At 36.1% G+C, this 16931-nt stretch carries 15 protein-coding genes; 2 read left to right on the top strand and 13 right to left on the bottom strand.

The window, feature by feature from the left end; translation table 11 throughout:
• Window positions 1-41: 41 nt before the first annotated feature.
• Window positions 42-632 carry a hypothetical protein gene (locus HND50_08750; protein ID NOG45306.1) on the top strand — a complete coding sequence of 197 codons (591 nt, stop codon included), beginning with the start codon at window positions 42-44 and terminating at the stop codon, window positions 630-632.
• Window positions 633-675: 43 nt separating this feature from the next.
• Here HND50_08750 and HND50_08755 read toward each other — a convergent pair whose 3' ends face one another.
• Window positions 676-1872 (bottom strand): pyridoxal phosphate-dependent aminotransferase, encoded by a 1197-nt coding sequence (locus HND50_08755; protein NOG45307.1) that lies wholly within the window; start codon window positions 1870-1872, stop codon window positions 676-678.
• 161 nt (window positions 1873-2033) lie between these two features.
• On the opposite strand from HND50_08755, the gene HND50_08760 reads away from it, so the two are divergent.
• Complete coding sequence (locus tag HND50_08760; protein NOG45308.1) at window positions 2034-2483, top strand: hypothetical protein; 450 nt, start codon at window positions 2034-2036, stop codon at window positions 2481-2483.
• Window positions 2484-2929: 446 nt separating this feature from the next.
• Here HND50_08760 and HND50_08765 read toward each other — a convergent pair whose 3' ends face one another.
• The 12 genes from HND50_08765 to HND50_08820 all read right to left on the bottom strand — a co-directional run bounded on the left by HND50_08765 (window position 2930) and on the right by HND50_08820 (window position 16861).
• A complete protein-coding gene (locus HND50_08765; protein NOG45309.1) occupies window positions 2930-4003 on the bottom strand; it encodes a hypothetical protein in 1074 nt (357 codons plus the stop codon).
• Window positions 4004-4196: 193 nt separating this feature from the next.
• Window positions 4197-4703 carry a hypothetical protein gene (locus tag HND50_08770; protein ID NOG45310.1) on the bottom strand — a complete coding sequence of 169 codons (507 nt, stop codon included), beginning with the start codon at window positions 4701-4703 and terminating at the stop codon, window positions 4197-4199.
• Window positions 4704-4845: 142 nt separating this feature from the next.
• Window positions 4846-6585 (bottom strand): peptidase, encoded by a 1740-nt coding sequence (locus tag HND50_08775; protein ID NOG45311.1) that lies wholly within the window; start codon window positions 6583-6585, stop codon window positions 4846-4848.
• Window positions 6586-6727: 142 nt separating this feature from the next.
• Window positions 6728-7459, bottom strand: a complete 732-nt coding sequence (locus HND50_08780) for a Bax inhibitor-1/YccA family protein (GenBank protein NOG45312.1) — start codon at window positions 7457-7459, stop codon at window positions 6728-6730.
• Window positions 7460-7563: 104 nt separating this feature from the next.
• Entirely contained in the window at window positions 7564-7908 is a 345-nt protein-coding gene (locus HND50_08785) for a phage holin family protein (protein NOG45313.1), read from the bottom strand.
• The gene (gene ptsP / locus HND50_08790) at window positions 7901-9664 is read right to left on the bottom strand and encodes a phosphoenolpyruvate--protein phosphotransferase (protein NOG45314.1); all 1764 of its coding nucleotides are present in this window, start codon (window positions 9662-9664) and stop codon (window positions 7901-7903) included. The genes HND50_08785 and ptsP overlap by 8 nt, the downstream gene beginning before the upstream one ends.
• A 177-nt stretch (window positions 9665-9841) precedes the next feature.
• The gene (locus HND50_08795; GenBank protein ID NOG45315.1) at window positions 9842-10117 is read right to left on the bottom strand and encodes a co-chaperone GroES; all 276 of its coding nucleotides are present in this window, start codon (window positions 10115-10117) and stop codon (window positions 9842-9844) included.
• Between the two features lie 12 nt (window positions 10118-10129).
• Complete coding sequence (locus HND50_08800) at window positions 10130-10387, bottom strand: NrdH-redoxin (GenBank protein NOG45316.1); 258 nt, start codon at window positions 10385-10387, stop codon at window positions 10130-10132.
• A gap of 264 nt (window positions 10388-10651) precedes the next feature.
• On the bottom strand, window positions 10652-13699 hold the full coding sequence (locus tag HND50_08805) for an efflux RND transporter permease subunit (GenBank protein ID NOG45317.1): 3048 nt from the start codon (window positions 13697-13699) through the stop codon (window positions 10652-10654).
• Between the two features lie 26 nt (window positions 13700-13725).
• Window positions 13726-14766 carry an efflux RND transporter periplasmic adaptor subunit gene (locus HND50_08810; GenBank protein NOG45318.1) on the bottom strand — a complete coding sequence of 347 codons (1041 nt, stop codon included), beginning with the start codon at window positions 14764-14766 and terminating at the stop codon, window positions 13726-13728.
• A gap of 19 nt (window positions 14767-14785) precedes the next feature.
• Window positions 14786-16168, bottom strand: a complete 1383-nt coding sequence (locus HND50_08815; protein NOG45319.1) for a TolC family protein — start codon at window positions 16166-16168, stop codon at window positions 14786-14788.
• A 60-nt stretch (window positions 16169-16228) separates the two neighbouring features.
• Window positions 16229-16861 carry a TetR/AcrR family transcriptional regulator gene (locus HND50_08820; GenBank protein ID NOG45320.1) on the bottom strand — a complete coding sequence of 211 codons (633 nt, stop codon included), beginning with the start codon at window positions 16859-16861 and terminating at the stop codon, window positions 16229-16231.
• Window positions 16862-16931 lie beyond the last annotated feature (70 nt).

The raw sequence follows: 16931 nt of genomic DNA on the forward strand, positions 1-16931 counted from the left end.
GAATATTACTCAAGAGGATCTAACTTATATTTGGAGATTTAATGCATCGCAAAATAATATTTTTCATTTTATTATTATTGTCATTTTCAAACGCTCAAATTTTTAATTCAGCCAGAATTTTAAAACAAAAAAGGCTTTCTTTATCAATAAACCCGGTTTTAATAAATGGACTAGTCGAGGATGATGCGGGTATTTTCGTACACAGTGAATATGGAATTGGTTCTGGTATGCAGGCAGCGGGACAATTAGGACTTGGTTTTAATCAGACTTACTGGGGAGTACTTTTAGAAAAATCATTTGTAAACAGCTTTCCGATTATTTCATTTTCCGGGGGAATACACAATTTTGAAAATGTCGGACTTGACTTTACACTCAATTTTTCTGTTCCGGTAAACAACCTTGTGGACTTATATGGCGGTCTTGACTCAGACCTGGTTTTTGCTGATAAAAAAACATTTAATTTCCGTACAGAAACCTGGAAAAAGGAATCGGATACTCAATTTTTAACCTGGTTTTTTATGGGTGCAGAAGTGGTAATTCGTAATAAAGTGCATTTACTTTTTGAAGCAGAAATAGGCATTGCCGATGAGGCATATAATTTGTTCGGAACGGGTATTAAGTTTTATTTTTAAAGAACCTTCCAAGTTTCAAAAACCCGGAAGGTTTTACTACTTTTTAAATCTTTCCAGGATAGACCTTTAAACCCTCTGCTAAAATATTTATCGACTTTTTAATATCGTCTACATTTAAAACATAGGCAATACGCACCTCATCTTTTCCTAAACCATCGCTGGAATAAAATCCGTTTGCCGGTGCCATCATCATAGTTTCATTATTTATATGGAAATCAGTCAACATCCATTGGGCAAACTTATCTGCATCATCCACAGGGAGTTTGCATACCAGGTAAAACGCACCTTTTGGATTTGGGCAGACAACACCGGGAATTTCCCGCAGTAAGGAAACCATAGTATCGCGGCGTTTTTTATATTCAACAATCACTTCATCAAAATAGGAATCGGGTGTATCGACAGCCGCTTCACATCCAACTTGTTCAATACTTGGCGGACATAAGCGGGCCATTCCAAACTTCAGTGCGGCTTCAATTACTTCATTATTTTTTGATACAATCATGCCAATACGTGCACCACAAGCGGAATATCTTTTTGAAACGCTGTCCAGCATAATCACACGATCTTCAATTCCTTTTAGATGCATAGCGGAAATATGTTCGGCGCCATCGTATACAAATTCGCGGTAAACCTCATCCGTTAAAAGAAACAGATTATGATCAAGTACAATTTGGCGCAATGCTTCCATTTCTTCTTTAGAATAAACATAACCGGTAGGATTGTTTGGATTGCAGATCATTATAGCACGGGTTTTATCTGTAATTTTTTCTCGAATAGATTCGATCGGTGGTAGTTGAAAATCATCATTTATGGATGACATAATGGGAACTACATTTACTCCGGCCTGAACTGCAAAGCCATTATAATTTGTATAAAATGGTTCAGGAATAATCACTTCATCGCCAATATCCATGATGGCCATAAGTGTAAAAATTATTGCCTCGCTGCCACCGGTTGTAATAAGAATATCTTCTGCATTAACATTAATATCAAAGCGCTGATAATACTCTGCAAATTTTTTGCGTAGGGAAAGAAATCCTGCTGAAGGGCCATAAGCTACTACAGGCATATCCATATCTTTTATGGAATTACGAAAAGTGTCCGGGGTTTTAATATCGGGCTGGCCAATGTTTAAATAGTAAACATGTTTTCCATCGGCAACGGCCTGGTCCGCAAAAGGTACTAGTCTGCGAATTGGCGAAGAGGGCATTTCATGGCCCCGATTTGATAATATTTTCATAATAATAATTCCTTTTAATAGTGAAAAGAAAGAGCTCAAATATAAGCAAAAGAAGGGATTAAGGGTAGAAAAATTCAATTCATTATTACGGCAGTTTTAGCTATAGAAACAAAAAGAAATTTGCCTGATACCTGAATATCGGTTGAGCAGGCAGTTGTTTTTTGTTAAGTTATGATCAGTATGATATTTTAAAGATAAGTATTATTATGTCGGGAACTTTTGGTATTAATTTGAACAGATCTCTTATAATGGTTTTTGTTTTATTAAATTTTTCATTTTCTCAAACAAATCAAGACTCATCATTTTCAAGTGATTCAAAATTTGATCTAATAATTGGAGCAAGTTTATTATACGGAAATTACACCTTTGGAATAAAAGATGGTTCAGAAAAAGGGTATACAACTGGTTATAGTTTATCTTTGAATTTATTAAATGAAACGACTCGAAAGGTTTCACTAGAACTGGGTTCACTTAAAATAGCTCAGAAAAGTTCAAGATTTTGTGAAGGGGCAGGATTGATAGATAGAAACTTTAACGAAAACATATGCAAAAGTAGATGTAGAAATTTTTTCAACGATGTATGTAAAAGTCAATTATGGAGTATCAATTAACAACTCTAACGAAGAAAGTACTGTATGCTCTAATGAAATTGATTTTAAATCTCTTTTATTAAATTATAATATCGGACTTGGTTTAATTGAAAAAATATATTTAAACTACGGCTTTAACACAGACTATGAAATTAACAAAAGTTTTGTAAGCAATTCCGGCTTATATAATACAGGGGTTAATTATTTAATTAATAAAAGAGATTTTTTTATTCTTAACTATTACTGGAAAAGAAATAACTATAATAGGGACTTTTATTCCGGATGGATCTTTAAATCACACTTAAAAATAATTGAAGACTATGGAATCAGTTCAAAGATATACTATTCAACGGATATAGGTGGCTTCAGTTTCAATTTTGGTTTTACATATCTTCTGTAATTTTTAACATTTGGTATAAGCAAATTATTAGTCTGTGAATTGCCAAATTAATGACATTAATTTTCTTCTAGAAAAAATCAAAATAATAAATTATCGCTGCACGCCGCCAATCGCCATCGCCAACAATGCTGCCGCGAGATGAACTGCCGATCCACACTTTTCCATCTTTAGTAATTGAGCCAACCTGGCTACCTCTTTTCCAGACTTTGCCATTATCTTCTATTGTACCTACGTGGTTTCCATTATGCCAAACTTTGCCATTTTTTTCAATGGAACCGGCGCGGTTTCCTTTAACCCAAATTTTTCCATTCGATTCAATATCACCAACTTTATTACTGTTTATCCAAACCTGGCCTTTTTTTGTTATTTCACAAAACCGTGAACCATCAAGCCATAACATTTGGCTCGTAGATTTCTTCTTTTTCTTTTTGGGTTTTGTAGCTGCTATTTTTTGGTTGGCTATATAAGAAACACGCATTTCTTCCAGCTTCTTTTGGGCTGCTTCTATTATTTCTTTTTTTCCGCTTCGGTCAACCGGGCTTCCAATGGATGCTTCAAAAGCCAAACTTTCCAATCCCTCTTTAAAGATTTTCTTATTTGGGTCATACATATATTTTCCGGCGATATTATTAATCTTGTTAATATCTTTTGGGTTGGCATTGTTTACAAAGTTTGCTTTGTCTACAGCGACCGAAATTCTTTCGTTCAGTTCATACAGTTTTGCTTTGCTGACTTGCTGAGCAGGCGTTGATTTTACTGCTGTACTGTTTTGTTGAACAGTTTTTGGTACGTTGGCTGGTTTGGCAGGAACAACAGGTTTGGGTGCTGCAGCTTTTGGGGCCGGTTTTGGATTCTTCCACTCATCGGCTATTTTAACAAGACTGTTTTTTTGAGCATTCCACCGATTAACAAGGCCTTTATAGTCTTTATGGGTTTTTGATTTTGTAGCTTCCAGAAGCGATCGAGCAGAGGTAAGTTTTGCAGAAAGATCATTATATGAGGCCACATCACCACGTTTTAAATATTTAATTCCATTATCAATTTGGTCTAGGGTTTTTTTTGCCCGGACAAAATCAGAATCCTGTGCTAATGTAAAACTTCCAAGAAAACAGAAAAATAAAAATCCATATAAAATTTTCATGATTAACTCCATTTAATAATTATTGAAGCAAACGAATCTATTAAACCACTAAATTTAAAGGTAGATTAAGATGACATTTTTGGGGACAACAATTAAAATAAAAAACCAGACAGAAAAATTCCTACCTGGTTGAATGTAAAATCTTTTAGTATTAAAACTTACAAAACTTAAATGTGAAATTTTATGAAATTACCTAGTCAATCCCAGCGAAATCACCCCAACTTGTTACTTCAATTAAACCGGTTATAGCATTTTTAACAACTACAACATTTACGGTACGTTCATCGCTACCCCAATGAGTAATAGATGATTCTTGCTCAATATAGCCTTCCTGTAAATAGAGTTTAATTATTGATCCATCGTTATCTTTAACAGTTAAGCGATATTTGCACCAATGTAAGTTTGGAATTTCAGCATAGAAATAACTTACCCCTTGCGGTGCAACTTCAACACCATCATCAAGTACATTTTCACTCCAGGTTCCACTGGGCTCAGGTGTTTCACCTGCAACCCCCATGTCTTGAAGTTCAATTCCGGTAATTATATAAGTGGAACTACTATCATTATTAAATTGTACGTAAAGTCTGTCATCCTCTTTGTCATCAGAAGAATTATTTACCAAATCACAGCCGTAAAACCCCACAGTCAAAACAACAATTAAAAATGGATTAAAGAAAATTCTAAATAATGTAGCATTCATTTCATCCTCGAAGAATAAATTAGTGAATAGTTAATTATCCCCTGGGTCAGGGATATTTAATCTATCGTCTTTAAAAGAAAGAAAATAAAACAATTCTGTAAGTTTGGTAAAATTGTGTTTTAGTGAAGTTAATATCCGATTTCTACAAATTTTTCATCCATGCTTTTCGCAAAGCTATTTGTTCTTCGCTGGCATCTTCCATTAGCTCAAAAGAATGCTTCTCAATTTTTTCACGGGTGAATTTGGTGATTGTAAAATCCAATTCTTTGTCATTCCGCGAAACGGTGAGTCCAAAACTTTCGCCAGCGCCAAGCTTATTCATTGTACCAAAAACAGAACGAATATTTCCAATATTGATTTCTTCGCCATTAAACTTTAGCAATTTGTCTCCATTTTGTAAGCCTAAATCTAAAACAACAGAATCGAGTTTTTCCAGAACAAGCGCTTCATTTTTATATGTTATTCCAAGACCTGAAGTTGTGTCAATCTTGCCGGACTTGTAGCTCTCTTTGTACGAAATACCAAGTTTGGAAAAGTATTCAGCTAAAGGCATAGGGTTGGCCTTTTTGATATAAAGATCAAAAAACTGCTCTATTTCGGGATAAGTTTTTTTGGTAAAAGTTTGGAAAAATGTTTTTTCATCAAAGGATTTTTCCGGCCCATAGGTTTTTGCCAATTCATTAATAACCTCGCGCAACCCACGTTTTCCTCCGGATAGTTCTAGAAGTCGAATATCTAGCAATCCGGCAATCATAGCTCCGCCGTGATAAACATTGCCATATTCTTTTTGGCCGGCAACTGAAAAAGAGTTTTTGCTTAATTCCAGTAAACTATAGCTTGGATTAAAATGATCATTAATAATGAGCTTCCTTTTCATCCAGGATAAGTATTTGTCCAAATCAACAAGTCCGCCACGAAGTTGCATTATTTTAGCCGCCCACTCGGTGGTCGATTCATAGAGCCAAAGATGAGCAGAAGGTTGGGGCTTTACAAAATCAAAATGCTCAACTAGTTCACTATGGATTTGAAGCGGTGTTATAATGTGGAAGAATTCATGAGCCATAGTTCCGGGCAAACCTTGTTTCAACATGGTTTCAATCGGGGCTTCAGGGAAAGCATAAATTGAGCTGTAGTTATGTTCCCAAGCACCGGCTCCAAATTGACTTTTATTCTCAAAGTGAAAAAGAAAAGTATAGCGCTCAACGGGCATTTCTTCAATAAACTCTGCTGAAGCATTGAGAATATCTTCAACACTATTTAGAATTTCATCCGCTTTGATTACATCGTTTCCGGAATAGGTATAAACCTCAACTTTGGTTCCCTGTACATCGAGTGAGGCACTGGTCAATCTGCCAAGTAAAATGGGAGAGTCAACAATATGATCGTAATCATTAGCAAAGTAAAATCCATTCTTATCTTGTGACAGCGCAGTTCCAACAAGCCATTCTTTGGGATATAGAAGCTTAATTTTTAACGGCCTTTTTTGCATGCCGGTCGGGTAGCCGAAAACGGCTTGCCCGTTTATCAAAGTGTGGTCATTTTCCATCGAAGTACCGCACATAACATAAACACTGTTTGAATCTACCGGAGTATCCCAAGTTTCAGCAACACAGTATTGGATCAGTACAACTTTTTCGGGATTGGATATTTGCCATTGGTTGGTTGATATTTGTTCAGTCGGGATTTCTTTTCCTTCCCGGTCAAATGCGTTAAAACCCTTTACAAAGCGACCAATATCCATTGTACGGTAAGTCCCGGGTGCAGAAGACGCAAACTGAAAAATAGCATTTTCTGCTTTTAGATTATTGACAAATAAATTGACATGAAAATTATCATCCTGGCGATTATTCAGATCCACTTCATAAACTAAATCTGTGGCCATATTTTCCTTTGCGCGATTTATCAAAGAAGGAGTACAGGATGAAAACAACAATGTTATCGCTAGTAAACTAAAAATATATTTCATGATGGGCCTTTGTTAAACTCCGGATTAACAGACAAAAGTCGCTTTAATGGATTGAGTGTTACCTGCGTGCTTTGGCAAGCAACCTTAAAATTTCAATATAAAGCCAAACCAACGTTACAAGCAGTCCAAAGGAGGCATACCATTCCATATACTTTGGAGCACCTTTTTCAACACCGCTTTCAATAAAATCGAAATCTAAAACCAGGTTCATTGCAGCAATGGCAATTACGGCAAGGCTAAACAAAATACCGAATAATCCATTATCGTGGATCAAAGGCATACTTATGCCAAACATACCCAACACAAAACTGAGCATATAAACTAAAAATATTCCACCCGTGGCAGAAACAACCATCAGCTTAAAATTCTCGGTAACTTTAATTAACCCTGAGCGGTATGCAACCAGAAGACTAAAAAATACAGCAAAAGTAAGCGCAACAGCCTGAATAACAATTCCCGGAAAACGGGTTTCAAGGTAAGCAGATATACCACCAAGAGCCAAGCCTTCCAGCAATGCATAAACTGGCGCGGTGATATTGGCAATATTGGGCTTAAAGGTTGTAACAATGGCAACAATAAATCCGCCGATTATTCCACCCCACATATAAAGTGCAACATCTGAATAGATAAGCGTCTGAAAATATTTATCCCAAACCCAGTAAGCGCTGATAAATAACAACCCCAATAGAATTGCAGATTTGTTTACAACTCCTTCAATCGTCATTCTCTCCGATCCAACGGAACTGACATTGAAACTTTTATCTGATAAAACGGGATTTCCGGTTCTCATTTATTTCTCCAAATTTTTAACAAAAGTTAACTCATCATCATCTTTTTTTGTCTCACTCTTAATAAACCGATTAAGATGACAGAGCAATGTTTTGATTTTATATGTTACTTGTCTTTTAAAATGCTGTTTAAAATAATGCTGATAATACTTATAAAAAGAGAGGCAAAAATAGCAGTACCAAATCCATCTACAACAAAATCATCAATCCAGTAATCAGCCAGCTTTAAGATAAGTGCATTGATAACAATTGTAAATAAACCAAGTGAAAGCAGGTTGATCGGTAGAGTGAAAATCACAAGAATTGGTTTTATAAAAGTATTTAGCAATCCAAAAACAATGGCGGTTAAAATAAGTGCGCCGGTATCCTGAAACCAAATATCCTGAAAAAGTTTATCCACAACCCAAAGTGCGGCTGTATTAATGAAAATGCGAAGTATAATATTACGCATTGCGAACTCCGTTTATCGTACTTAATTTTTGATCTAAAAATTCACCTAATTCATTTACTGAGCAAAAAGAATTTGTTTTTTGCTCAATGCTTTTTAAACACTTTTTGTCAGTATTTAAAACAACATTCTTTACGCCGGGAATTGAAACAGGTTGCATACTAAAATCATTTACACCCAGTGAAAGTAGTAGTTGTGTATATCTTGGGTCACCGGCCATTTCTCCGCAAACCGAAACAGGTTTTTTATTTTTATTACTAACGGAAATAACTTTTTTTAACAAATGAATTACGGCAGGATTAAGCGGCTGATAAAAGGAAGCAACTTTTTCATTGTTACGGTCAACGGCCAATGTGTATTGAATCAGGTCATTGGTGCCAATGCTAACAAAATCAACCTCATCGATCAGGTCTTCGATAATAATAGCAGCAGAAGGTATTTCAATCATAACACCAATTTGGATTTCAGGATCATATTTTATTTTTTTATTGTCCATTTCAAGAAGCACTTCGTTGAGCACTTTTTTACTCTCGATCAATTCTTCTTTACTCGAGATCATCGGTATCAATATTTTTACTTTTCCAAAAGCCGAGGCACGCAGTATAGCCCGGAGCTGAGTTCTAAACAGTTCTTTTTCAGTTAGTAAAATACGAATGGAACACCATCCAAGGAATGGATTAGGCTCCTTGTGGGTATCTGCAAAAGGCAGGAATTTATCCCCGCCTAAATCTAATACACGGATAACAACTTCGTTATCTTCAAAACTTTGAGCCAGTTCTTTATAGCAAGAAAATTGCTCGTCTTCTGTTAAAAACTGCTCTTTAGCAATGAACTGGAGTTCGGTTCGGAAAAGACCAACACCTTGTGCCTTATATTTTTTTGCAAGTTGGATTTCACTTGGTTCGTTTATGTTTGCCAGAAAGCGGATCTTTCTGTTTGGCAAATTGTGTATAGGTTTTTCGAGACCGCGGATTAATGCTTGCTTTTTCTGAGAAAAACGCTCTTGCTTAAGTTTATAAAAATCAAGTTTTTCTTCATCCGGGTTAATTATTAATACGCCTTCTGTTCCATCGATAATTGTGGTAGCATTGTTTTTGACTTTTTTCAGTAAATCTTTTACACCCACAATAGCAGGAACTTCCATTGATCGGGCCAGAATAGCAGCATGACTGGTACGCCCACCAAATTCTGTAACCAGGCCTTTTAAGCTTTTATGGTGAAAATGAATTGAGTCAGCCGGTGTTAGTTCACGGGCAACAATAATATTATTTGATGAAGAACTCTGATCGGGAAACTCATGTTGTAGAAGGTGATAAATTAAACGACGGCTTACACCGCGAATATCGTAAATCCGCTCTCGCAAGTATTCATCTTCAACAGATTCAAAATGTTTTTCATAAAGGTCTAATTTGGAGCAAATAATATATTCAGCATTTTTCTGACGAGAGTTTATTGCAGCGGGAATTTCTTCCTGGAAAAACGGATCTTCCAAAATCATATGGTATGTTTCATATATTTTGGCATTATCCAATCCTACTTCTCTGGCAACCCGTTTTTGATTATTTTGAAAAATAAGATTTACTTCATTTACAGCAGCAGAATAACGATCAATTTCATCGATGATTTTATTCTTTTCAATGGTGTATTCTGTTACATCATCAAAGTCAGTTCTATAGACCATAATTTTCCCGATACCGATTCCATCGGAAACAGAAATACCTTTTAATACAATATTACGGACGGAAAAATCAACTGACATTCTTTTCTAATTTCTTTTAAAATGAAAGGACTGATTAGGATATAATTGAGCCAATTAACGATAAAAAAATATAATAGATTTTTGGGATAATTCCTAATAAGGCAAAATAAAAAAAGGGCTTTAAAAAGCCCTTTGTGAACAAAGATATAAAATAGTTAAAATCTTGTTTTAAGAAGATTATTTTACAATTGCAAGAATATCGCTACGTTGGATAATCATGTACTCAACGTCTTCCATTTTGATTTCATCACCAGCATATTTTGAGTAGATGATGGTATCACCAACTTTAACATTCTCTTTTAAATCTTCATCAGTTCCAACGGCAACAACCTTACCTGTGGTTGGTTTTTCTTTTGCTGCAGTATCCGGAATGATAATGGAACCTACTTTTTGCTCACCATCTTCTTGTGCTTTTTCAATTAATACACGATCATCAAGTGGTTGAATTTTCACTTTGTTTCTCCTTTATTTCAAACCCAATAATTTATTTATTTTTATTTTATCAAATCCTACAATTGGCCGGTTGTTAATCATAATTACCGGAACACCCATTTGCCCGGTCCTTTTTTGCATATCTGCTGCAGCTGAAGGGTTTCGCGAAACATCGATATCCCGGAAACGAATATTCTGTTCTTTAAAGTACCTTTTCGCAACTTTGCAAAAATGACACGTGGGCGTTGAAAACATTAAAACTTTTGCTTGTGTCTTTGCCTGAGTCTGCATTTTTTCCTCACATTTTTATAGTTTTTCAAATCTCAGGCATTAAAAAAACCTGAGCTAAAATCCTGTTTAGAATGAAGCCGATCTTAATAAAAGGATTCCTGATCAGGTAAAAAAATGTGATCGCTAATTTAAAGCCGGGCTTAGAGAATGTCAAGCTTTGTAAAAGCTTATTCACTTGGCTTTAGGAATCATTTTTTATGTATGCTTCGACTAATGATTTTATTTGATGCATCTCCTCTTCTTTGGTTACTCAAGCTGAAACATTTATTTTTCTTCAACAATTACCGGACTAAACATAAGGTATAAAACCGGTACAACGAGCAGCGTTAACATAGTTGAAACAGCCAGGCCGCCAATTATTGCCCAACCCATCGGCGCCCATAATGAGCCGCCAGCTAAAGTTAAAGGAAGTAAACCGCCAATAGTTGTTGCCGTTGTCAGAATAATCGGAATAAAGCGAGTTGTGCTCGCCTCTTTTAAGGCCTTAAGAACTTCTTTCCCGGAACGCCGCAATTGGTTTGTATAATCGATCAAAATAATTGAATTATTGATAACAATACCCACCAGGCTGGTTATGCCAATAAAGGCTGTAAATGAAAATGAATATCCGGTTATAAATAGTGAAATAATCGAACCAATAATTGCCAGCGGTAAAGCAGACAATACAATAAAAGGCTGAGAAAAAGATTTAAACTGTAAAACCAAAACACCAAAGATCCCAATGATAGCAACAATTAGTGCCTGGCCCATTCCGCCAAAAGATTCTTCCCGGCTTTCAAGCTCACCTCCAACATAATAGTTGTAACCATCCGGCCAGGTATAGTTATCCATCTTGCTAATCACAGCCTGGGTAATTGCATCTACAGAGTATCCATCAAGAACATCTGCAGTTATAGAAACGTTTCTTTGGGTTTTAAAGTGGCTGATCAATGCAGGCGAATCGGCAAACTCAACATCAACAACTTGTCGGAAAGGAACCTGGTGTCCAACAGCATTTGAAAAATAAATTTTATCAAGATCACTTAATGTAATTTTATCATCAAAAGGCATTTTAACCACAAGATCATATTCATCACCATTTTGATCTCTGTATGTAGTAGCAGTTATGCCGGCCGCAGCCGCACGGATTGTCATATCAATGCTTGCAAGATCAAGACCCAGAATTGCAGCTTTATCTCGGTTGATGTTCATCTGAAGATCAATAGAAGAAGTAGCCAATGGGTTATTAATATTAATGGTTCCGTTTTCAGCGGAAATCATTTCCTCAACATCATGGGCAATATTTTTTAGAATATCCAGGTTTTCACCAAGGATTTTTATAGCAATTGGTGCTTCTACAGGAGGGCCTTGTGCAAACTCTTTCACTTCAATCTTAGTACCCGCAATTTTAGGGAGAGTGTCACGAAGGCTGGAAATGAGTTGGGCCATTTTGCCCATATCTTCATCAGTTTGCTGAACAAAAAGTTGCGCATAGTGGCTGGTTTCCCTCTGCGAAATAATATTGTAATAAATACGAGGATTACCACGGCCGACATTTGTTGCATATGTAACATCGCCGGAAAGTTCTGTAATTATGGATTCAACCTGTTTTGTAACGGCATTTGTCTTATCAAGATTTGTTCCTTTGGGCATTTTTATATCAATCAGAAATTGAGGTTTTTCAGCTTTTGGAAAAAAACTGACTCCAACGTATGGGAAAAGGAACAAAGAAAACAGTAAGGCAACAGTTGCGATGATCAGAACAATAGTGCGATTGTTTAATGCTTTTGATAAAATCCATTTATAATGTTTCTCAATAATATGGTTTAATGAACGGAACAGCATTTTATCTTTATCATTTTGTTCAAATTTAAGATACTTTTTTGAAAGATACGGTGTTAAAGTTAGTGCCAGAACTAGTGATGCACTTAAAATGTAAACAACCGTAACCGGCATACTGCGGATAAAATCTCCTGTAATACCCGGCATAAAAATGATTGGGACAAATGCCAGTATAGTTGTTACAGTTGAGCTGGCAACTGCCCATCCAACCTGACTAACACCACGAATAGCGGACTCTTTTTTGCTGTAACCGAGGCGGCGAAAACGGATAATATTTTCAACAACAACTATGGCGTTATCAACCAACAACCCAAGTGCAATAACCATGGCTACAATTGACATTTGCTCCAATCCATATCCACTCATATCCACAAATCCAATTGCAATAATTATGGAGAGAGGGATTACCAAAGCTATTATCATAGAAGTTTTTAAACCAAATGCCAAAAAGACAATTAACCCGACTAAAAGCATACCGCCAGCAAGATTAGAAAAAAATGTGTCCATCCTTTTTTCAACACTCAGGGATTGATCAAAAACAGTTTCAAGCTGGATGTCTTGAGGCAGTTTTTCTTTGAAGTCGGTAACCTCCTTTTTTACTGCCCCAACGACATTAAAAATATTTGTTCCGCTTTTTTGTGTTACTGTTATAAAAAGAGATTTTTTATCTCTGAAACGCGCAATATAATTCTGTTCTTCATAGTCAATTTCAACAGAGGCGATGTCCTTTATATAAACCGGTTTGTTCAAACGGGCATGGACAACAGTGTTACGAATCTCATTTAATGACTCGTATGAACCGCTTGTTTTTATATTAAAACTTTTGGGCCCAAGTTTTATTGTTCCACCGGGAATGTTCGAATTACTGCTTTGCAAAGCACCAATAATTTGCTGCAGAGGAATGTTTAGTTGAGCAATTTTTTGAAAATCCAGCTTAATTTGAACTTGCTGATCTGGTGCTGCCCAAACTTTACTTTTCTTAACGCCGCTAATTCGCTCTAAGCGTGTTTTTAAAATATCGGCCTTTTTTTCAAGCTCGTTGTAGCTAAGCGAATCAGAGTTTATTGCAAGCTGGACCACAACAACATCCGAAATGGACCACTTAAGAATATCAAGCAAAAGGATATCTTTCGGCAGCTTGTTTCTAACCCGGTTAACTTTTTGCAGCACATCACTATATTTATCTTCGGCATCGGTTCCGGCAATAAACTCCACAGAAATGACAGCTAATCCATTTTCAATAGTTGTGTTAAATTTGTGAATATCTTCCAGCTCATTTATAGCTTCTTCAATAGGATCAACAACCAACCGTTCCAAATCTTCTGTACTGGCTCCGGGATAAACCACAACAACATTTGTCCCCGGAGGAGTGACAGCCGGATCTTCTGATCTTGGCATTGAAAAAAATGATACAACCCCCATTAATGAAAGGAGCAAAACCATCATTATGGTAAACTGATGATTATCTATTGCAATTTTGGGTAATTTCATGTTTTAACTTTCTCTTTTTATTCAAGTTAATTTATTATTGTAACCAATGAACCACTTGTAAGATAATCATTTCCTTCACCGGCAACTTTATCAATTCCTTCAAGTCCTTCACTAATTACAACCTGATCATCCAGTAATAAGGAAATTTTCACTTTCTGTTTTTTTGCAATATTTTGCCCGTCAATTTTGAAAACATAGCCACTTTTACCAGATGCACCTAAAAGTGATTCTATTGGAATTATGCTAACTTGCTCTCGTTTTTGTGGTAATATCTTTGCTTTGCCTATAAACCCGGAATATAGGATTTGCTTAGAAGTCGCCAGCTGTAACTCCACTTCAAAAGTTCCACTTCCCTTACTTGCGCCGGCAGCGATTTGGGAAACAGTTGCATTAAATATACTTCCGGGGAAGGCATCAAATTCAAGAGTAGCAGGATCACCAAGTTGTAACTTCACAACATCTTTATCAGAGACACCGACTTTTAAAACAAATGCCTCATTTGTTGAACCAAAAGAGAGAATAGGGCGCCCCTGAGAAGTCAGTTCATTTTTCTCAGCAAAACGGGATAGAATTTTACCATCAGTTGGGGCATATATTTTTGAATGCTGTTCATTGAAAGAGGCGATTTTTGCATTAGATCTTGCCACATCAAGAGCCGTTTTAACATTTTGCTTTTGTTCAAGAGTCACAACTTTTTCATTATAAAGGTTTTCTATTCTTGCCATATCACGCTTTGCTTTGGCAAGGGCACTTTCTGCCTGCTCACGATAAGACGATATTTCTTCAAGATCCAGCTGTGCCAGTAGTTGTCCTTTTTTCACTTTTTGTCCGGCGTCTACAAAAATATTTTTGATAACGCCACCAGTTTTAAATGATAAAAGAACTTCTTCTTTTGCAGCCAACAATCCACTTGTATTAATCGGGGTTTGTAATTCAGTTGAAACAACTTCAACCATTTTAACCTTGATACTTTTAAGTTCATTGTTTTCCTGGGCTTGGGATTCGCAGCCTATAAACAATAAATACGAGATACTTAACATCAGAAATAAAAGTGTTATTTTTTTCATGATAAACTCCTTTGTTAAATTAATTAGAATTTCCCAAAACATGATCCAGCTCAGCTTGCTTTATAAAAAAATCATATTTTGAAATAATATTATTTATCCTGGAATTGGTCATATTTAACCGTGCATCAATAAACTCAATCTGAGAGGCGACCCCTTCCTTGTATTTTGTTGATACAATTTTAAAAGATTCGTTGGCCTGGGTTTCCTGCTTTTGGGCACTTAATAAAGTTTTATGCGAAACCTGTAAACCCCAAACAGCATTTTTTACCTGCATACGAATTTGCTTTCTAAGTTCATTAGATCGTGCCTGCATAATTTTATTATCCATTGCAGCTTGCTCCCTTTTGGCATTATCCTGAAACCCGTTAAACAAATTCCAGCTTAAAACAGCAGAGGCCATCCAATAATCATTTTCTTTACTAAAATTATATTCCGCGCCCTGGAAACCATAATCCATAACCAGGTTAAGGTTAGGAAAATAACCGCTGCCTGAAAGAGCGTGGGCATTTTCTGTTGCTGATAAAGCATGTTCAATCTGCCGGATTTCATCCCGATGCTTTAGAGCACGTTCCTCAGAAGTGTTAAGATTTATTACAGGGTAAAGTGGGGATTCATTGTTTTCGCTGATTAAGATATCTTCATCCAAAGGCCGGTTTAATAAAAAGTTAAAATAAGATTTGGCTAGAATGTTTTTATGTTTTGCTTCTTCAAGCTGCTGATCAACTTTTAGTTTTTCGGAACCGGCGCGATAAATAACATCTATTGTCACCATATCATTATCATAAAGAGCCTGGCTAACCCGAATGTTTTCATTTAATAAATCAAGAGTTCCCTCAAACAAAGTAACAAGCTGAATAGTTTGCATATATTTATAATAAGCGGATTTTATTTCTGAAATAAGCTGGCTTTTGTAAGCTCTTACTTCCGACATAGAGGCTTCAGACAAATTATCTTTAAGTTGATAATTATAGTATATAGCGGGTTGGATTAACGGTTGCACAAGGCGAAGCTTTGTTTCATGTTCTTCCTTTCGTAAAAAAGGAATTTGTTCATTTTCCAATGTTGGGAAGTTTTGCTGCGGCAATCCTGTGGCAGCAAAAAGCTGGTTTAATGAGCCGTAAACCGGGTTCATTAAGTCGCCAACCGGAAAAATAATTTCACGTCCGCCACCAGCTCGTGAGTAGCGTGCCTCAATTGAAATGGACGGCATAAACATTCCACGCGCCTCTTTCAGCGCCGCGGAGCTTTTCTGATACGAAAAGTTCTTTTGTTTTAAAGCTTGATTGTTTTGTATGCCTATTAAAACATACTCCTCCAAAACCTTCTCCATGCTTTCCTGAGCGTACCCATTTTCAAAAACAAGGAAAGGTATAATCCATAAAAAGCTAATTATTTGTCGCATATACATTCTCCATACTAATGTTGATTTAATGACTGCGAGTCATTGTTGGTGCAAAAAAATTTATTTTTTTAACGAACGTCCAATCATCTCAAAAGAGAGTTCAACCAAATCATTGACTTTGACACCATGCTGCTCTTCAATATGAGATCCACGCTGAGAAATTACTGTAATGATCCCTGTACAGTGAGCCCACATAACAGTAGCTACTTGCAGTGGATCTAAGTCTGACCTGATGCTTTCATCATTTATACCTTCCTGAACAGCTTCTACTACAGGCTGCAATGTTCTGTTTACTTGTTCCTCACATGTTTGGGCGTTTTCGTTATTATCAATTTGTATGTCACTTGTTTCAAAATAAACCATTGAATTAAAATAGTTGGGATATTTATGTGCAAATTCAAAATATGTTTCACCCATTCTTCGTGATTTGCAAAGCCCATTTTCAGAAACTTTTAATGCCTCGCGAAACATTTTTTCCAGTATTTTCATGCCTCGTACGGTTATTGCCAGATAAAGATCTTCTTTACTTTTAAAATAAAGATATAATGTTCCTTTACTGTATTCGGCTTCTTTTGCTACCTCATCCATCGTTGTATTAGCAAGCCCTTTGCTGAAAAAGAGTTTTTCCGCTGCATTAATAATGTCATTACGTCTTTGATGTTTTTCTCTTTCTTTACGCTCACTAATTCCCATGTTCTTCCTTGTATAAAATGACCGATAGTCATAAATTGAGCTGGAATATAATTATTGAAATTTGAGAAAG

Source organism: Calditrichota bacterium (assembly GCA_013112635.1).
GTDB lineage: Bacteria > Calditrichota > Calditrichia > Calditrichales > J004 > JABFGF01.

Bases quoted from the DNA above. Each gene is read 5' to 3' on its own strand.
- HND50_08750 (NOG45306.1), top strand. From the start codon at position 42: ATGCATCGCAAAATAATATTTTTCATTTTATTATTATTGTCATTTTCA.
- HND50_08755 (NOG45307.1), bottom strand. From the start codon at position 1,872: ATGAAAATATTATCAAATCGGGGCCATGAAATGCCCTCTTCGCCAATT.
- HND50_08765 (NOG45309.1), bottom strand. From the start codon at position 4,003: ATGAAAATTTTATATGGATTTTTATTTTTCTGTTTTCTTGGAAGTTTT.
- HND50_08770 (NOG45310.1), bottom strand. From the start codon at position 4,703: ATGAATGCTACATTATTTAGAATTTTCTTTAATCCATTTTTAATTGTT.
- HND50_08775 (NOG45311.1), bottom strand. From the start codon at position 6,585: ATGGCCACAGATTTAGTTTATGAAGTGGATCTGAATAATCGCCAGGAT.
- HND50_08780 (NOG45312.1), bottom strand. From the start codon at position 7,459: ATGAGAACCGGAAATCCCGTTTTATCAGATAAAAGTTTCAATGTCAGT.
- HND50_08785 (NOG45313.1), bottom strand. From the start codon at position 7,908: ATGCGTAATATTATACTTCGCATTTTCATTAATACAGCCGCACTTTGG.
- ptsP (NOG45314.1), bottom strand. From the start codon at position 9,664: ATGTCAGTTGATTTTTCCGTCCGTAATATTGTATTAAAAGGTATTTCT.
- HND50_08800 (NOG45316.1), bottom strand. From the start codon at position 10,387: ATGCAGACTCAGGCAAAGACACAAGCAAAAGTTTTAATGTTTTCAACG.
- HND50_08805 (NOG45317.1), bottom strand. From the start codon at position 13,699: ATGAAATTACCCAAAATTGCAATAGATAATCATCAGTTTACCATAATG.
- HND50_08810 (NOG45318.1), bottom strand. From the start codon at position 14,766: ATGAAAAAAATAACACTTTTATTTCTGATGTTAAGTATCTCGTATTTA.
- HND50_08815 (NOG45319.1), bottom strand. From the start codon at position 16,168: ATGCGACAAATAATTAGCTTTTTATGGATTATACCTTTCCTTGTTTTT.
- HND50_08820 (NOG45320.1), bottom strand. From the start codon at position 16,861: ATGGGAATTAGTGAGCGTAAAGAAAGAGAAAAACATCAAAGACGTAAT.